Below are 17,178 nucleotides of genomic sequence, written 5' to 3'. Positions count from 1 at the left end.
TCCTAGAATTGAGGTGCAATTTCTTCCATTAAGTATGCTTCGATAACGTCGCCTTCCTTCACATCGCGGTAACCTTCCAAGGAAATACCACATTCGAAGGATGTTTTAACCTCTTTCACTTCGTCTTTAAAGCGGCGTAAGGAGTCAACCTTACCTTCAAATACGACGATGCCATCACGGATCAAACGTACTTCAGAGTCGTTAGTAATACGACCTTCAGTTACATAAGAACCAGCAACAATTGCTTTAGGTGTAGAGATTACTTGACGTACTTCAGCACGACCAACGATAACCTCTTTGAATTGAGGTGCTAACATACCACGCATTGCAGACTCAACATCGTTGATAGCATCATAGATTACGCGATATGTACGAAGGTCAACTTTTTCATTTTCCGCAGCGCGGCGAACATTAGCATCAGGACGTACGTTGAAGCCCATTACGATTGCATTAGATGCAGAAGCCAACATGATATCGGATTCGTTGATAGCACCTACTGCAGCATGGACGATAACAATACGAACTTCAGGGTTTTTAATACCTTCTAAAGATTGACGCAATGCTTCTACAGAACCTTGAACGTCAGCTTTGATGATGATGTTAAGGTCTTTTAACTCACCTTGTTGAATTTGGTTAAAAATATCATCCAATGTAACTTTGTGAGTTGCTTGTAATTCTTGAACGCGTTGTTTTGCAATACGCTTTTCAGCGATTGCACGCGCTTCGTTATCATCCATACCATTGATGATTTCACCAGCTTGTGGAACTTCGGAGAAACCTAAGATTTCTACTGGCATAGATGGACGAGCTACTTTTACTTTTTCGCCGCGTTCATTTGTCATAGCACGAACTTTACCGTATGCAGTACCAGCAAGTACTGTGTCACCTACACGGAGGGAACCTTTTTGTACTAATACGGTACATACAGCACCACGGCCTTTATCAAGTTGAGCCTCGATAACTACGCCATAAGCTTTACGGTTAGGGTTAGCTTTCAATTCCATAACCTCTGCTACGAGCAAGATATTTTCGAGCAAGTCATCGATACCTTGTTTTTGTTTAGCAGATACAGGAACCATGATTATATCGCCGCCCCATTCTTCTGGTAAAAGGCCATGTTCAGACAATTGTTGTTTAACATGGTCTGGGTTAGCACCTGGTTTATCCATTTTGTTGATAGCAACAATAATAGGTACATCCGCAGATTTAGCATGGTTAATAGCCTCGATAGTTTGCGGCATTACACCATCATCAGCAGCTACAACGAGAACTGCGATATCTGTAGATTTAGCACCGCGAAGACGCATAGCTGTAAACGCTTCATGGCCAGGAGTATCAAGGAATGTGATTTTATTGTCGTTATAACGAACTTGGTAAGCACCGATATGTTGAGTAATACCGCCAGCTTCGCCAGCTGTTACGTTAGTTTGACGAATTACGTCCAATAAGGATGTTTTACCATGGTCAACGTGACCCATGATAGTAACTACTGGTGGACGAGGTTTTAATGTTTCTGGTGCATCTTCAATTTCGATAATATCAGTAGGATCCTCTTCAGGTTCTACTTCAGTTACAGTTACACCAAATTCTTCTGCTACGATTGTAGCTGTATCAACATCAACCTCTTGGTTAATACTTGCCATTACACCTAAAAGCATCAATTTTTTGATAATTTCAGATACTTCTCGGCCCATTTTTTCAGCTAGTTCTTTAACAGTTAAAGAACCAGACAATTCAATTTCTGTGGCAATCGCTGCTTCAGCCTTACGTTCAGCCTCAGCTTTTTGTTGTAAGTACTGTTCATTACGATGTTTTACGCGATTCTTTTTCTTTTGCATAGATGTAGATAACAAGGATTGAGGGCGATTGTTGCCACCTTTTTTATTTTTCTTGTTACGTCGATCATTGTTATTAGAATTGCGATTATCGTTGTTGCGATTATCGTTGTTGCGGTTGTCGCTATTACGATTATCGTTATTGCGATTGTCGTTATTACGCGCATCATTAGGACGACCGTTATTATTGCGGTTGTCATTATTGCGGTTATTATTGTTATTAGGGCGGTTATTAGCGCGGTCACCACCATGTTGGTTACCATCGGATTTACGTGTAGGCTCAGAAATTTGTACGTGACGTACATTGCCTTTTTTGTGGTCGTTTTGTTTAGATTGATCGTCTTGTTTTTGACCACCTTGTTTACGATTATCCTTTTTCTGTTCGTTAGAACGATTTGAATGTTGTTGTTTATGTGGCGCAGCTTCTTGTTTATGAGCTGCAGTTGGAGCAGATTTTTGTTCTACTTTTTGTTCTGTTTTTTGTGCTACTTTAGGTGCTTCAGATTTCTTACTCAATTGTTTTTTTACAATTTCATAACCAGAATCATCTACAGAATTAACTGCTTTCGTAACATTTACATTATGTTGTTGCAAAATAGAAATAATCTGCTTACTTTCTACGCCGAACTCTTTGGCGATTTCATGGACGCGCTTTTTGGACATCTACATACCCCCTTATTATCGATCAATCTCTTTTAATATTGCCTTTGCAAATCCATCATCTAGTACGGCAACTACTACCCTAACTTCTTTACCAATGGCCGTTCCTAACGCCTCTTTATTGGCAATACTATGAAGTGGAATCTGATGTGTCTCTGCTAGTTGAGTATATTTCTTTTCATTGTTGGCTGCACAGTCACCAGCGAGAAGTACCAATTTCGGTTCCTTTCTCTTTATAGCCTTTTCTACGATGAAATCACCGGAAATAACTTTGCCTGCTCGTTGTGCTAGACCTAAGAGATTCAAAATTTTATCTTCATTCATGTATATCAGTGATTACTCATTCTCTTGTAAATCACGTTGTAATGCTTCGTATATCTCTTTCGATACACCATGCTTTAATGACCGTTCTAATCGTTTTGCCTTATAGGCTTGCTCAAAGCACGACATGGATTCACATAGATAGGCTCCACGTCCTGGTGCTTTACCAGTGCGATCAATACTGATGTTACCGTCTGGGCTCAAAGCTACTCGAATCAATTCGCGTTTAGCCTTAGGCTCACCACATCCTACACAAGTTCGCATAGGTTGGGATTTCGGTTTCATGACTATTCACCTTCCTCAGCATTGCCAAAACCTGTGAAAGGTTCTTCAGCAGCTTGAGTTTCGCTTTTAATATCAATTTTCCAGTTTGTTAACTTGGCCGCTAAACGAGCATTTTGACCAGCTTTACCAATCGCTAAAGATAATTGGTAGTCAGGCACTACTACGTAAGAAGATTTTTCTTCTTCGCTTACATCTACAGATATAACCTTCGCCGGGCTTAAGGAGTTAGCAATGTAAATTGCTGGATCTTCATCCCATTTAACAATGTCAATTTTTTCATCGTGTAATTCATCAACGATATGTTGTACACGTTGACCTTTAGGACCTACGCAAGCACCTACAGGATCAACATTTTCATCACGGCTATATACAGCGATTTTAGAGCGCATACCTGGCTCACGAGCTACAGACTTAAGCTCCACAACGCCTTCAAAGATTTCTGGCACTTCTAATTCAAAGAGACGTTTTAATAAGCCTGGATGTGTACGGGAAATCATGATTTGAGGGCCTTTCGTAGTTTTCTTAACCTCTACGATATAGCACTTAATGCGGTCCCCTTCACGATATGTTTCAGTAGCAATTTGCTCTGTTGGTGGTAAGATTGCTTCTGTTTTACCAAGATCAATAAATACATTTTTTCCTTCTACGCGAGTAATGACGCCAGTGATGATATCACCTTCGCGGCTATAGTATTCTTCATATACTACACTGCGCTCAGCCTCTTTCAAACGTTGAATGAGCATTTGTTTTGCAGTATGGGCAGCGCTACGACCAAAGTTGGCAGGAGTTACATCTACTTCTACTACGTCACCAATCTCAAAACGTTTATCTTTTTTGCGAGCATCAAGCAAGCTGATTTCTGTTTCAGGTAATTCCACAGTTTCTACTACTTGTTTTTTTGCCATTACTTTATAAACGCCTGTTTCGCGGTCAATCACAACGTACGCATCTGGGTTAGATGTTGGTTCTTTGCGATATGCTTGCAATAATGCAGCCTCTAAGGATTCAAAGATAACCTCAGGAGCAAAACCTTTTTGCTTTGTAAGTACCATTACCGCTTGAATTAATTCTTGACTCACTCGTATGCCTCCATATATTAAAAATCAAGATGTAATCGAATTTGTGCAATAGCAGAACGTTCAAATGTCATGCTTTCACCATTAATAGTAAAGTCGATAGTTGTATCCGTAAAACCTTGTAAGGCACCAGTAAATTGCTTACTGCCATTAACAGGTTTAAATAACTGAATATCTACGTCTCGGCCATTATAGCGAATCAAATCCTTATCCTTCTTAAGAACTCGATCTAAGCCTGGAGAAGATACTTCCAATAAATAGTTTTCCGTAATTGGATCTTTTTCGTCGAGGACAGCACTTAATTTTTCGCTCACCAACTGACAATCATCCAAATCTACACCACCTGGTTTGTCGAGATAGACGCGCAAATACCAATCACGTTCGCGCACATAGTCTACATCAACGAGTTCCATATCGGTGCCGGCTATTATACCTTCAACTACAGAGGATACAAATTCCTCCACTGCTTCTCTCTTCATAGCCATCGCCTCCTTCATTACAACATCTTGTATATATCTCTTGATTCATTCACCTTAAAATTAGGCTAATCATAAATGAAAGAGTGGACATAAGCCCACTCTTTTAAAAGATTTATATAAAAGTCATATATAGTATATCACATTTACGGTGTATATACAAATTCTACGCTTTCTAATGGGCATTTAAGAAATCAATACCACATAAGTCATTTTATAAAACTCAAAAATGACTACGATAACAGCATAGTCAAATCTATCCTAATTAATCAACACGGTTATTTAAGCCTTGTAATATAGGGCCTAAATGCTCACGCAACACGTCAGATAAATCATCTAGATTTTTAGCGTCTAAATGATGATCGATTTCTGGATAGCTTTTATAACGGAGTTCTGCAAAATATTCATCGCGCAACTCATTATAATACAATAATAAACCTGTACACTCATCCATTTTACGGTATTCACCAACGATAAAAGAACCATTAATCATGCGAATCCCGTGAGCAGGATCAATATCTCGAACAAAACCTTCTAACTCTTCAGGCATAACCTCGGAGAAGTCCCATGTAGGAATCCCTCTGCGACGATAAGTAAAGGTAAAATTATTAGATGGTTCGATTAGCATATTTGTTAAGCCCTTCACACATCGTTCCTTAAGACCGTTCCAAAAAGATTCTAAATCAGCTCTTACAAAGGAAATATCCACAAAGGAAAATAAAGGCATCTCAATATGTACCGTATAATCCTCTACCTCTTTATCATATAAGGCACACCAACGCCAACCTAAGTCATTTTGATAATGGAAAATAGGTACTCTTAAAACCTCTTCTCCACGTTCAATACGATTAGCTAACTCTGCATAGTCACTATCACTAGATGTAACTAAAGTAAAACCTTCAACACTTTGAGGCAACCATGAATAGTCTAAGCCTTTACAAGCTTCAATGATCGTTTCCATACAATGCCTCATATCTTTCTTGATACTGTAAAACAGCCTTTACATAGCTACGCGTCTCAGGAAACGGAATTGTATCAGCCATACCATTCCACTTATTCTCCTGAAGCCAAGATTCCACATGGCCACGACCTGCATTATAAGCAGCTAACGCTTGTACTTCGTCACCATTAAATTCCTTTAATAAATGACCTAAGTACCAAGTGCCTAACTCAATATTAGTGGTAGGTTCTTTTAATTGGCGATCTGTATAATTGCCATGGCCAACTTGTTGCGCTACCCAACGAGCCGTATCAGGCATGAGTTGCATTAACCCAAGAGCACCTGTTTCAGACTCAGCAGTGTTCTTGTATTTACTTTCAGCCAAGATAACACTAGCCACCAAGGACGGGGGCACTTGCTCTTTCTCAGCGGCAGCCATCACTACATCTCTATAGTTAAAGGGATACGCGGTTTGACGCGCCAAAGGATCATCTAGATGTGTAAAATAAAACCATCCAAGTACGACGCAAGACAGCGCCGTTGCCGTTGCACGTTTCATATATCCCCCTTTCTACACATAATTACTATAACATTTACAATTATCTAGCATATAAGAAAATGATAGACAATATGATACTAAATTACATGGGCTTATTATACCATTTAATACTATTTTTTATATACCAATTTTGACACATATACTGTTATTATTGAGGTTTTTGTAAAAGCGGCTCTAAACGGTCACTCCAAATTGTATCTAATTTTGCGGTCAAAGCCTGAGGCGTACCATTATTATCAATGATTAGATCTGCATAAGAGCGTTTATCGTCGAGTCGCATTTGACTCTTAATACGAGCCATGGCATCCTCTTTAGAAAAGCCATTACGACTCATCAAGCGTTCTATTTGTGTTAGTTCGTTTACATAAACGAGCCACACCTCATCCATCATGGTATACCATTCACCTTCTATGAGTAAGGGAATGTCATAGATTAAAACAGCTGCACGATTCGACTCATAATGAGCTGTAAGTTCCATAATCCGATTTCGAATGTGTTCTTTCAAACAATCATTTAGTTGTCGGCGCTTTTCTTCATTATGAAAGACAATAGCTCCCAGTGCTTCACGATTTAATGTACCATCATCATGCAATACATTAGAACCAAAGGCATCCACAATTGCTTCTAAACCTTCAGTACCGGGCTCTACTACCTCACGAGCGACGATATCTGCATCGATATAAGGTATTCCTTTGTCCTTAAAATAGGTAAGGACTGTACTCTTGCCCGATGCAATACCACCAGTTAATCCTATTTTAAACATATATACCTACTATTTTTAATAAACTAATATTAAGAAACTATTATTTGACTAACGCCCAATTTTCCGCATGATGTACATCTACAATAAGAGGTACTTGTAACTCCACAACAGATTGCATAGTAGTACGTAATAATTCTTCTACTGCTTCTAATTCAGAGTTCACCACTTCTAATACAAGTTCGTCATGTACCTGTAATAAAAGACGGGATGTAAAGTTTCCTTCTTCTAGCTTTTTCTCGACTTGGTTCATAGCCAACTTAATAATATCTGCCGCAGTACCTTGAATTGGTGTGTTCATTGCCGTACGTTCTGCAAAGGAGCGACGGTTAAAGTTACGGCTGTTAATATCAGGCAATTCACGTTGACGACCGAACATAGTGCGAACCTTACCAGTTTCATGAGCTTCTTGAACCATGCGATCCATATACTCTTTAACCTTAGGATAACGACTAAAGTATAGATCAATATAGTTTTTAGCTTCACCACGTGTAATACCAAGGTCACGAGACAAGCCAAAGTCAGAAATACCGTAAATGATACCGAAGTTAATCGCCTTCGCATGGGAACGTTCTTCACTCGTAACATCCTCTTGAGATTTTCCTAGTACCTCCGCCGCAGTAAAACGGTGAATATCCTTGCCTTCTACGAAGGCTTTGATTAAAGCTTCATCACCTGAAAGATGCGCTAAAATACGTAACTCAATTTGAGAATAATCGGCACTAACTAATGTATCGTACCCTGCACCTGGGTAGAATAAGGCACGAATTTCACGCCCTTTTTCAGTACGAACCGGAATATTTTGTAAGTTAGGGTCAGAAGAGCTGAGACGTCCTGTTGCGGTAACCATTTGATTAAAGGTCGTATGAATACGCTTAGTCTTATCATTAATGAGGACGGCCAAGCCTTCACAATACGTAGATACTAGCTTAGCTACAGAACGGTATGCCAAGATTTTCTCTACGATCGGACTTTCATGACGAAGCATATCAAGTACTTCTGCATCAGTAGAATAGCCCGTCTTAGTTTTCTTAATGATTGGCAAGTTCATCTTTTCAAACAATATAACACCCAATTGTTTAGGCGAGTTAATGTTGAAAGTTTCCCCTGCGATATCGTAAATCTCTTGCTGTACTTGCGCTAGTTCCTCTTTAAAACGAGACGTAGTTTCAGCTAATTTTTCTGTATCAATATAAATACCATTTTTCTCCATTACCACTAAAGTATGAATCAATGGCAACTCAATCGTTTCATATAGAGACCAAAGCTCTTCACGGCGTGCAGATTCACAAGCGACTTCGTTCATTGCGAGTAAAGCTTTCACCATGGACACGCATTCTACATCTACACTACCACTAGCAATGCTTGGCACGGAGAAACGTTCCGTTAAATATAGATAACCATAGTTAGTACGCGTAGGATCTAACAAGTACGCAAGAAGAGACATATCATGGACACGAGCGGTTTTATCATCATTAAATAAAGAAATCTCAGCTGGTGCATCTTCACCAATGGCTTCAATAATCTCTTTGGTTTGAGTAGTAACGATAGCATTTGCACCTTGTAAAACAGCTAATACAGCTTTAGTATCGTCTGTTTTTACAATAGTATCACCATTAGATAAATACGCATTTGTTACTGTTCTAAATGGAGTTTTACCATCTAGCACAACATGTACTGCCACCATTTTATCTGTATAGAACTCAGAGGTTAAAGCGTTAGCATCTGCTAAATCATCTAGAGAAATTTCCTCTTGTGGAGCAAATAAAGAACCAGGATCACCAAAATCGGCTTCCTCTCCGCCCATTACTTGTACAATACGAGGCGTTAATTTAGTAAATCCCAAGGTTTCGAATAAAGGCTGCACCTCAGAGGTATGGAAATTTTGTACAAAATCTTCAACCTTGTAAGATAAATCCATATCTGTCTTAATGGTTGCCAATTCACGAGATAAAAACGCTAAGTCTTTATTTTCTACGAGTCGCTCTTTTAATTTCTTACCGGAAATATCTTCGATATGGTCATATACGGACTCAAGATTACCGTATTCTGTAATCAATTTAAGAGCCGTTTTTTCACCTACACCTGGTACACCTGGAATATTATCAGAGGAATCACCCATAAGGGCTTTCATTTCGATAACCTTATCAGGACCATAGCCATAAAGTTCTTCCATGTTATCAAGAGTAACCTCTAACATGTCAGAAATACCTTTTTTAGTTAAGAACACGTGACTATGCTCTGTAACGAGCTGCAGATTATCGCGGTCACCAGTAATAATTTGAACAGCCATCTCTGATGTACCAAATTTCTTACTTAAAGATCCTAGAATATCGTCCCCTTCAAAGCCTTCTTCTTCAATAACACAAATACCTAAAGCTTTTAATACATCTTGAATAAGACTAAACTGTGGACGTAAATCCTCTGGTGCATCTGGACGATTGCCTTTATATTCGCTGTACATTTCAGTACGGAATGTCTGACGACCTTTATCAAAAGCTACGGCAATATAATCAGGATTAATTTCTTCGTACAATTTGATGAGCATAGTTAAAAAACCATACACCGCATTCGTTGGAGTCCCCAAAGCAGACTTCAACGGTGGTAACGCAAAAAATGCACGGAATAACAAACTACTGCCATCTATAATCATTAATTTTTTCATAATACACCTCGCTTAATTCTATCCTTTATTATAACATAATGGGGCTAACTAACCTTTAAAATCAAAATAAATAACTAATTACAACACTAGCAAATATATTAATAATCTTGATTTCATAAAACAGACTTATATGCTATAGTTAAAGAACAATAGAAAATGTTTTATACTTCATACTAACAAGGAAAATATTGGGCTGAAAAGTCCTTGCGTATCAATATGTGGTATGATATAATCATTCAGGTATAAGAAACGATTTTTAAGGAGGTGACTCAATTGCCAAACATTAAATCCAGTATTAGAAGCGTAAAAACGGATGCTGAACGTCGTGCGAAAAACGCCGCTGTAAAATCTCAAATCCGTACAGCAAGTCGTAAAACCGTAGAAGCTGTTCAAGCAGGCGCAGTAGAAGAAGCAAAACAAGCACTTGTTCATGCTACTAGCGTAATTGATAAAGCAGCCTCCAAAGGTGTACTTCATAAAAACACTGCAGCTCGCAAAAAATCCAACCTTGCAGCTAAAGTAAACGCTTTATAATTTTAAAAGCAAGTAAGACAGTCTCTCGGATTTCCGTTGAGGCTGTTTTTTTATGCCCTTTTTCATTTTATATATAATGATTATTTCGTTTTTTATACAGTTATATTTTATTACGCCCTATGGGCAGATTAGAGGACTATTACTATGAGAACACTATTATTAATGCGTGGTGCTCCTGCTAGTGGTAAGTCTCAGTGGATTCGTGACAACAATCTTGAGGCTTACACCTTAGAAGCCGATCATTTCCGTATGCTATTACGCAGCCCTTCCCTTGGTGAAAGCGGCTGGTATATTTCACAAGAGGATAATGGTCCGGCCTGGGAACTCCTATTAGATTGCTTAGAGAAACGAATGAGCAATGGCGACTTTGTCGTTTTAGATGCTACCCACACTACATCTAAAGCTGTTAATACATATAAAGAATTGCTTAACAAATATAAATATACTGTATATTACTACGAACCAGATACATCATTAGAAGAATGTTTAGCTCGTAATGCTATACGAACAGATTACAAACGAGTGCCTGAGCAAGTTATACACCGCATGCACAAGATGATTAAAACAACTACATTACCAAAGTTTTGTAGGAAAATAAATTCTATCGATGAAATCAACAATTACTTTACTGTAAATTTAACGAATCGATATGAACGAGTACGTATCATCGGTGATATTCACGGCTGTTACACGGCATTACAACAAGCTATCACTCCATGGGATGAAAAAACACTTTATATCTTTTGTGGCGACTATTTGGAGCGCGGTATTGAAAATAAAGAAATGATATATGAAATGATGCGCCTCAGCACATTACCTAATACGATTATGTTAGAAGGCAATCACGAACGACATATTGCAAACTTTGCATTCGATACAAACTTAAATCATTCCAAACGATTTATGAAAGAAGTAGTGGCACCTATCGTAAAAGATATGACAAAAAAAGATGTAGAATCACTTCAACGAGAATTACGCCTCTTTTATAAATCACTTCGTCAATGCTATCCTTTCAGCTTTCATGGCAAAAAGTATTTAGTATCCCATGCTGGTCTTTCCTATGTACCTAACATGACCTTTATAGCTACCTCTACCTTTATAAATGGTTTTGGAGCTTACGAAACAGATATTGCTAAAATATATGATAATAATTACGAAAAAGGTATGTGTCAAAACTTTATTCAAATTCATGGTCATCGTGGTGTTCCAGATGGTAAATATTCCTTCTGTTTAGAAGGCGAAGTAGAGTTTGGTGGAGAGCTCAAATACATTGATATTACTGCAGATGCTTTTACTAAAAATGGTATTAAAAATGATGTGTACGACAAAGAGTACATGCGCCATGAATACCAAAACATGACACAATATGTCATTTTCACGCAAAATGAAGATATTAATATTTTAGGTAATTCTAAATTAGTAAAAGTAAAAAAATGCTCCCCTAACCTATATTCCTTGAACTTTACCTCACGTGTATTCCACAAACGATTATGGAATGAAAATACAGTACAAGCTCGGGGATTATTTGTGGATCGTATGACAGGAGATGTAAAATTACGTAGTTATAATAAATTCTTTAATCTCAATGAACGACCAGAAACTGAGTTAAATAATTTAGCTAATACTCTCTCCTTTCCTGTAGAAATTCGAACTAAAGAAAATGGATACCTTTCTATTCTTGGTGTCATTAATGATGAGTTAGTCTTTGCTTCTAAATCTACTACAGAAGGTATGCACGTAGATTTGTTTAAAAATTTATTCCAAAAATTACCTACAAGCCTACAAGAAGAAATCAAAGAATTATTAAAACGTAATTGCTGTTCTATGATGTTTGAAGTCATCAGCCAAGAAGATACACATATTATAAAATATGACCAAGATCATCTTTATGTACTTGATATGATTCAAAATACGCTAGATGTAAATGGTAAACATATTGATGTATCTTTCTCTAGGGAGAGGCTAGCAGAACTAGACTCCATCCTTAAGAAATATGATACACAGTTGATATCTATTGTAAAAACAGTTCAACAAGTAAATACTATGGACGAACTGACAAACATCATAAATAAAGAACTCAATTCATATCATGAGTCTGAAGGCTTTGTATTAGTCGATAGCAATGGCTTTATGACAAAATTTAAAGGTCCTTATTATAATACTTGGAAGTACCGGCGAAATCGAATTCTAGAACCATATCAACAAAATGGTAAAATTCCTTATGAAAACTGTAAAAACGAAGATGATAGAAAATTTGCAGATTTCTTGAGTACACTAGAATATGATGCAGTTTGCAAATCCACCTTACTAAATATAAAAGAAATGATGGAAAATAAGGGTTTACTATAATAAAATAATCATATCTTTTCTAGAAATATCCTGTAATAAAACCAAAAGAGGTTGCAACAAAATGTGATTTAATCGCATTCTAGTTACAACCTCTTTTTCTATTATATTTTTCTTACACTAAATACTAAAACTCCATTACACCAGTGGTAGTAATTTGTGTGGTCAATTTGTAATTAACCCCATTACTTCGAGGGCTAATTCTTCTACGACTTTACCTTCACTTGTAATAACATAGCCCCCACCAATTTCACGAATACGTTCAATGGCTACCATCATATCTGCATTTAAAGATACTACCAGTTAAAACTGTTTATTTTTAACTGGTAGTATCTCATATATAGTATATTAATTTGTTATTTTAAATAATATCAGTGTCGTACATAGCTAGTAATATAGATTCTGAATCTAAAAGTACAAAAAACATATTAGAAAATTATTTACTAAGTTTATCTAAGAACGATGTACCAATGCCCCATTGTTTTAGACTAAAGTTTTCTAATATAGTTTCCCCAATATCAGCAAAGCTCTTTCTATCACCAAGGTCTATTGGTCCATCAATACGTGGACTATAAGCAAGAATTGGTACTAATTCACGAGTATGATCGGTTCCCTCCCAAGTTGGATCGTTACCATGGTCAGCAGTGATGAGTAGTAAATCGTCATCATTCAGTAATTGTAATAAGCCGCCTAGCTGATAATCAAAGTCCTCAATAGCTCGTTTGTATCCTTCTACATTTCTGCGATGACCATATAAGCTATCAAATTCAACGAGATTAACCATCATTAAACCACGCTCAAAGGAGGAACCAAGTAAGTATGGAACCATATTCATGCCATGGGAATTAGTCTTTGTTGGATAGCTTTCATCCCATCCTACATGAGCATAAATATCTCCAATTTTACCAACAGCGACAGTTGGAATATTTGCATCTTGTAGCTCTTGAGGTACCATCTTTTTCTCAGGCATACGACTATAATCATGACGATTAGAGGTGCGAACAAAACTACCTAGTTCACCTACGAAAGGACGTGCAATAATACGACCTACATAGTAATCACCGATGCATACCTTATCACGGGTAATTTGGCAAATACGGTATAATTCATCGATAGGAATTACATCTTCATGAGCAGCAATTTGGAATACAGAATCTGCCGAGGTATATACAATAGGCCTACCTGTTTTGATGTGCTCTGCCCCAAGACGCTCAATAATTTCTGTACCAGATGCTACTTCATTGCCAAGATAACCATAGCCTGTCTCTTTTGTGAAAGTATCCATTAATTCTTTTGGGAAACCTTCATAAAAGGTTGGGAATGGAACGGTAACGGGATGCCCCATCATCTCCCAATGACCACTAGTCGTATCTTTACCAGTACTAAGCTCAGCCATGCGGCCAAAAGCACCTTTAATGCTTTCACCAGTATCAAAAATATCAGCAATGCGACCTAAGCCAATAGATTTTAAATTAGGACAATGAATCTGACCAGCCGTTGATTCAATATGGCCCAAAGTATTAGAACCTTCATCACCAAATTTTGCAGCATCAGCAGCGTGACCGATACCAACAGAGTCCATAACTAATAAAATAATTCTTTTATACATAAGTACTCCTAATGTAATACTCAAGCAGAATAATCCATGCTATACTACCTTTAAGGGTCAAATAACGTGAGTTAGGTTCATCTCCGTAAGGAGGTGATGCTATGACAACATATGAATCGCTATCTATAATGATAGATTTTTCTATGCTCATAGTAGCAATCATTACTATTATGATTACGATATTTTTTAATAGCCGTAAATAATAATGAAAACGCCTAACGTATGAGGTATCCTACCACCTCAACACGTTAGGCATCATCAAATTTCCCTATTTTAGATGAGCCTAACGCTAACGGCACGTTATTTGGCTCTCTTTATGTGTTAATTATACTATATATAATTATGAAAATAAAGTACTACTTAAGATAAGGCATAGCAAGCATAAGGGCTGCCAAAGATTTACTATCCTTAATTTGCTCACTCTTAATAGCCTCTAATAATTCAGGTAATGTAAAGTACTCTAGCTCTACATATTCGTCGGGATCCCAATTAGTTTCACCCATAGTGAGATCTTTCGCTAAATATAAATGTAATACTTCATTACAGAATCCAGGGCTTGTTGCAATAGTCCCTAATGGAATCCACTCGTTAGCACGATACCCGGTCTCCTCTGCTAACTCACGTTTAGCACAAGTTAGAGGCTCCTCATTAGGATCCAATTTACCTGCTGGGATTTCAAGCAAAGGCTGTTGCAGAGCATAACGGAATTGGCGCTCCATTACAATTTTATTATCTTCCGTAACAACTACAATCGCTGTAGCACCAGGATGATGAACTACCTCTCGCCACGCTTCATTACCATTAACATCAGCTATATCATAAGTAACTTTAATTAGTTTACCATCAAATTTCATTTCGCTTGATTTTTGTATCTCTTTGCTAATTGCCATATATAATTCCTCGTATATAAAATGATTGTTACCATATAAAACCTACTCTTCATTATATCACAAATTAAATGCACAAAAATAAGGTCCTACTAGTCATAACTAGACTAATAAGAACCTTATGGAACAAGATTATATAAATATTACGCTACCTTTACATAGTCTTGTAGTACTGTATCTACAATACTACACTTTGCATCTAGCTCAGCTTTAAGTGCCGTTTCAGGATCGAGTTCTCTAGATACTACCATATCTACGATTGCTTTCGAGAAACCAGATACGAGGATAACACCGCTCGGATGCACTTGTACAGGAATAGTATTATGTGCATAGACAGATACATTCCAGAAAATTAACCGTGGCAAAGTATACCCAAGGGCTTCAAACTTCCGGCGACACGATTCAATAACGGTAGTGTTATCTTCATGCAGAGTAGCTTGATCAAACTGCATATCAGAAATAATAAGGCACGATGAAGGCAGTTCCTCTTGACGCAGATGATTTTTAACAGCTGTGTCTAGAATTAAGTCAAAATTTGCCTCTATATCCGTATTGCTATAATCGTCAAATCGATGTAAGCGTCTTAACTTATCCCTCAATGTTTGACACATCGAAATATCAACGATCTCTGGACGATTACTAAAGGTAATCAATCGATTTTTAAAAGATTCATTCTTATTATGCTGTGCACAATACAATGCAATCGAATCTGCTACACTAAGTGCTGTGACATAACTATTACCAGATAGAATTTGCCCCATAGATCCAGACCCATCTCGTATGACTAGAATATCGTCATAATCCTTAGGTGGTTCTTGGGCATGCCATAATTGCTCTAAGGTTTCATCATGCGGTTTTAAAACATTTCTCCAACAACTATTATTATCTATATAGGCTTGTACAATATCATACAAAAACATAGAGTTCGCATTAATTTTAACAGCATTGTCACCCTTTTGTAATGATGTAAGATAGGCCTTACGACGTTCTTCATCATGTTTTAAAAAGGCTTGACGATATTTAAGATTAGCTTTAGATGGTACATGATTATAATTAATATCGTTCCATTGGTTAAGAGAAGCCTTGCGGTCTACCACCGCTAGATATTCGCGCAATCTAGACAGAGTTTTACGGTACTCTCGTGCACTTAGATGTAACAAGGATTGCAAAATAACCGCCTCAGAACGTTTTTGTTTAGAGGATGTATTATTGGACGGCATCCATTTAGCTAACAAGCTAATGGAATCGCCGAGTCCACAGCCTATAACATCACGTCTAAACTGATTGGCAATTAGCTCTCCTAGTCCATCATGTAAAATACCACTCGTTGTATCAAAATAGATGCGTAGCACATCATCCCAACGACCATAGTTCCATAACTCGGTGCCGATGATAAATTGCAATGCTATCTCTGGATGCAAATCACCGACTTTTGTAAGCATCATGCGAAATACATCACGCTCGCCAAGTCCTAACTTAATATGGCGGGCATACATAAGCCATTTCATGGTATAAATAGGATCTTCCTCGTAAGATGTAATAAATAAACGCAATGATTCTACTGCATCCATAGTCGAATCTTCACCATAAAAGTATCGACTATGTTCATCTTTACCATAGAAATTAACAGCCGCTTGGCGCAATGCAGGCACAGAAAAATTAAGATCCACTAATTTACTACCACTCGTACGATATGCAGTACCATCATTTGCAGTATAAGATTTCTCATTTTTCGTTAAAGCGTCCATAAATGTATTCATAGTTCCTATCTCCTTAGCATATAAAAAACCACTCCGGATTATCACAACGTAAATTTTGAAGACAAAATAAACACGACAACCGTGAGCGGTTACAATACAAAGTTCAAGACAATTACTAACCTCACTGAGGCTAAGGCTAACTAGACACGATACTCTAGACCAAAAGGTCTCCAAAATCACTTTTTCTGGTTATTTAATCAATGGATTGCTGCAAGTGTCTAACCTTATGAATCGTTTATGAACGATAACTATTAAATTATACTAGATTCTATACTCATCTCTATTAAGCTATATATATTATAAGATTGCTGTTAGAACCTAAGTCTTTCTGTTCTACATGTTGGTGATTTAACTCACCTGATGATGTAATTATAGTACACGTATCCGTGTGTGTCAATAATTAATTTAGAAAATTTTATTAGAAAAAGCCGCCCAACGTCGGTTGAGCGGCTTTCACCATTCTAT

16 protein-coding genes are annotated in these 17,178 nt (G+C 37.4%); 3 read left to right on the top strand and 13 right to left on the bottom strand.

Annotated elements, in window-relative coordinates; all coding sequences use genetic code 11:
* Window positions 1-2: 2 nt before the first annotated feature.
* The 9 genes from infB to polA form a co-directional block, all read right to left on the bottom strand.
* A complete protein-coding gene (infB, locus tag VRHSUH09_RS00690) occupies window positions 3-2,498 on the bottom strand; it encodes a translation initiation factor IF-2 (RefSeq protein ID WP_054747219.1) in 2,496 nt (831 codons plus the stop codon).
* A gap of 15 nt (window positions 2,499-2,513) precedes the next feature.
* Window positions 2,514-2,819 carry a L7Ae/L30e/S12e/Gadd45 family ribosomal protein gene (locus VRHSUH09_RS00685; RefSeq protein ID WP_009351819.1) on the bottom strand — a complete coding sequence of 102 codons (306 nt, stop codon included), beginning with the start codon at window positions 2,817-2,819 and terminating at the stop codon, window positions 2,514-2,516.
* Between the two features lie 12 nt (window positions 2,820-2,831).
* On the bottom strand, window positions 2,832-3,101 hold the full coding sequence (gene rnpM / locus VRHSUH09_RS00680) for an RNase P modulator RnpM (RefSeq protein WP_009351781.1): 270 nt from the start codon (window positions 3,099-3,101) through the stop codon (window positions 2,832-2,834).
* Window positions 3,102-3,103: 2 nt separating this feature from the next.
* Complete coding sequence (gene nusA / locus VRHSUH09_RS00675) at window positions 3,104-4,180, bottom strand: transcription termination factor NusA (RefSeq protein ID WP_054747221.1); 1,077 nt, start codon at window positions 4,178-4,180, stop codon at window positions 3,104-3,106.
* Between the two features lie 17 nt (window positions 4,181-4,197).
* The gene (locus VRHSUH09_RS00670) at window positions 4,198-4,656 is read right to left on the bottom strand and encodes a ribosome maturation factor RimP (RefSeq protein WP_009351782.1); all 459 of its coding nucleotides are present in this window, start codon (window positions 4,654-4,656) and stop codon (window positions 4,198-4,200) included.
* 262 nt (window positions 4,657-4,918) lie between these two features.
* Window positions 4,919-5,614 carry a hypothetical protein gene (locus VRHSUH09_RS00665; protein WP_054747223.1) on the bottom strand — a complete coding sequence of 232 codons (696 nt, stop codon included), beginning with the start codon at window positions 5,612-5,614 and terminating at the stop codon, window positions 4,919-4,921.
* Window positions 5,598-6,152 (bottom strand): lytic transglycosylase domain-containing protein, encoded by a 555-nt coding sequence (locus VRHSUH09_RS00660; protein WP_105081097.1) that lies wholly within the window; start codon window positions 6,150-6,152, stop codon window positions 5,598-5,600. The genes VRHSUH09_RS00665 and VRHSUH09_RS00660 overlap by 17 nt, the downstream gene beginning before the upstream one ends.
* A 148-nt stretch (window positions 6,153-6,300) precedes the next feature.
* Complete coding sequence (gene coaE, locus VRHSUH09_RS00655; RefSeq protein WP_054747226.1) at window positions 6,301-6,915, bottom strand: dephospho-CoA kinase; 615 nt, start codon at window positions 6,913-6,915, stop codon at window positions 6,301-6,303.
* A gap of 40 nt (window positions 6,916-6,955) precedes the next feature.
* Entirely contained in the window at window positions 6,956-9,577 is a 2,622-nt protein-coding gene (gene polA / locus VRHSUH09_RS00650) for a DNA polymerase I (protein ID WP_105081096.1), read from the bottom strand.
* A 273-nt stretch (window positions 9,578-9,850) separates the two neighbouring features.
* On the opposite strand from polA, the gene rpsT reads away from it, so the two are divergent.
* Together rpsT and VRHSUH09_RS00640 are read left to right on the top strand one after the other, a co-directional pair.
* The gene (gene rpsT, locus VRHSUH09_RS00645; RefSeq protein WP_009351773.1) at window positions 9,851-10,111 is read left to right on the top strand and encodes a 30S ribosomal protein S20; all 261 of its coding nucleotides are present in this window, start codon (window positions 9,851-9,853) and stop codon (window positions 10,109-10,111) included.
* A gap of 144 nt (window positions 10,112-10,255) precedes the next feature.
* On the top strand, window positions 10,256-12,460 hold the full coding sequence (locus VRHSUH09_RS00640; protein ID WP_105081095.1) for an RNA ligase: 2,205 nt from the start codon (window positions 10,256-10,258) through the stop codon (window positions 12,458-12,460).
* Window positions 12,461-12,622: 162 nt separating this feature from the next.
* Here the strand turns inward: VRHSUH09_RS00640 and VRHSUH09_RS10355 are convergent, their stop codons facing one another.
* Both VRHSUH09_RS10355 and VRHSUH09_RS00635 read right to left on the bottom strand, forming a co-directional pair.
* Window positions 12,623-12,736 carry an adenine deaminase C-terminal domain-containing protein gene (locus VRHSUH09_RS10355; RefSeq protein WP_245875967.1) on the bottom strand — a complete coding sequence of 38 codons (114 nt, stop codon included), beginning with the start codon at window positions 12,734-12,736 and terminating at the stop codon, window positions 12,623-12,625.
* 157 nt (window positions 12,737-12,893) lie between these two features.
* Window positions 12,894-14,066, bottom strand: coding sequence for a phosphopentomutase (locus tag VRHSUH09_RS00635; RefSeq protein WP_105081094.1), 1,173 nt, complete (start codon window positions 14,064-14,066; stop codon window positions 12,894-12,896).
* A gap of 101 nt (window positions 14,067-14,167) precedes the next feature.
* Here VRHSUH09_RS00635 and VRHSUH09_RS10645 point away from each other — a divergent pair, with 101 nt between their 5' ends.
* A complete protein-coding gene (locus VRHSUH09_RS10645; protein ID WP_369396254.1) occupies window positions 14,168-14,269 on the top strand; it encodes a putative holin-like toxin in 102 nt (33 codons plus the stop codon).
* 153 nt (window positions 14,270-14,422) lie between these two features.
* On the opposite strand, the gene VRHSUH09_RS00630 is transcribed toward VRHSUH09_RS10645, so the two are convergent.
* Window positions 14,423-14,956, bottom strand: a complete 534-nt coding sequence (locus VRHSUH09_RS00630; protein ID WP_054747228.1) for an NUDIX hydrolase — start codon at window positions 14,954-14,956, stop codon at window positions 14,423-14,425.
* 140 nt (window positions 14,957-15,096) lie between these two features.
* On the bottom strand, window positions 15,097-16,713 hold the full coding sequence (locus VRHSUH09_RS00625; protein ID WP_054747230.1) for a DUF2828 family protein: 1,617 nt from the start codon (window positions 16,711-16,713) through the stop codon (window positions 15,097-15,099).
* Window positions 16,714-17,178 lie beyond the last annotated feature (465 nt).

The sequence above is a fragment of the Veillonella rogosae JCM 15642 genome (genome assembly GCF_002959775.1).
GTDB lineage: Bacteria > Bacillota > Negativicutes > Veillonellales > Veillonellaceae > Veillonella > Veillonella rogosae.
Note: the sequence above shows the minus strand (reverse complement) of the source record. Positions and strands in the feature narration are given on the sequence as shown.

Coding starts and splice junctions, on each gene's coding strand:
- infB (WP_054747219.1), bottom strand. CDS start 2,498: ATGTCCAAAAAGCGCGTCCATGAAATCGCCAAAGAGTTCGGCGTAGAA.
- VRHSUH09_RS00685 (WP_009351819.1), bottom strand. CDS start 2,819: ATGAATGAAGATAAAATTTTGAATCTCTTAGGTCTAGCACAACGAGCA.
- rnpM (WP_009351781.1), bottom strand. CDS start 3,101: ATGAAACCGAAATCCCAACCTATGCGAACTTGTGTAGGATGTGGTGAG.
- VRHSUH09_RS00670 (WP_009351782.1), bottom strand. CDS start 4,656: ATGAAGAGAGAAGCAGTGGAGGAATTTGTATCCTCTGTAGTTGAAGGT.
- VRHSUH09_RS00665 (WP_054747223.1), bottom strand. CDS start 5,614: ATGGAAACGATCATTGAAGCTTGTAAAGGCTTAGACTATTCATGGTTG.
- VRHSUH09_RS00660 (WP_105081097.1), bottom strand. CDS start 6,152: ATGAAACGTGCAACGGCAACGGCGCTGTCTTGCGTCGTACTTGGATGG.
- coaE (WP_054747226.1), bottom strand. CDS start 6,915: ATGTTTAAAATAGGATTAACTGGTGGTATTGCATCGGGCAAGAGTACA.
- polA (WP_105081096.1), bottom strand. CDS start 9,577: ATGAAAAAATTAATGATTATAGATGGCAGTAGTTTGTTATTCCGTGCA.
- VRHSUH09_RS00640 (WP_105081095.1), top strand. CDS start 10,256: ATGAGAACACTATTATTAATGCGTGGTGCTCCTGCTAGTGGTAAGTCT.
- VRHSUH09_RS10355 (WP_245875967.1), bottom strand. CDS start 12,736: ATGATGGTAGCCATTGAACGTATTCGTGAAATTGGTGGGGGCTATGTT.
- VRHSUH09_RS00635 (WP_105081094.1), bottom strand. CDS start 14,066: ATGTATAAAAGAATTATTTTATTAGTTATGGACTCTGTTGGTATCGGT.
- VRHSUH09_RS10645 (WP_369396254.1), top strand. CDS start 14,168: ATGACAACATATGAATCGCTATCTATAATGATAGATTTTTCTATGCTC.
- VRHSUH09_RS00630 (WP_054747228.1), bottom strand. CDS start 14,956: ATGGCAATTAGCAAAGAGATACAAAAATCAAGCGAAATGAAATTTGAT.
- VRHSUH09_RS00625 (WP_054747230.1), bottom strand. CDS start 16,713: ATGAATACATTTATGGACGCTTTAACGAAAAATGAGAAATCTTATACT.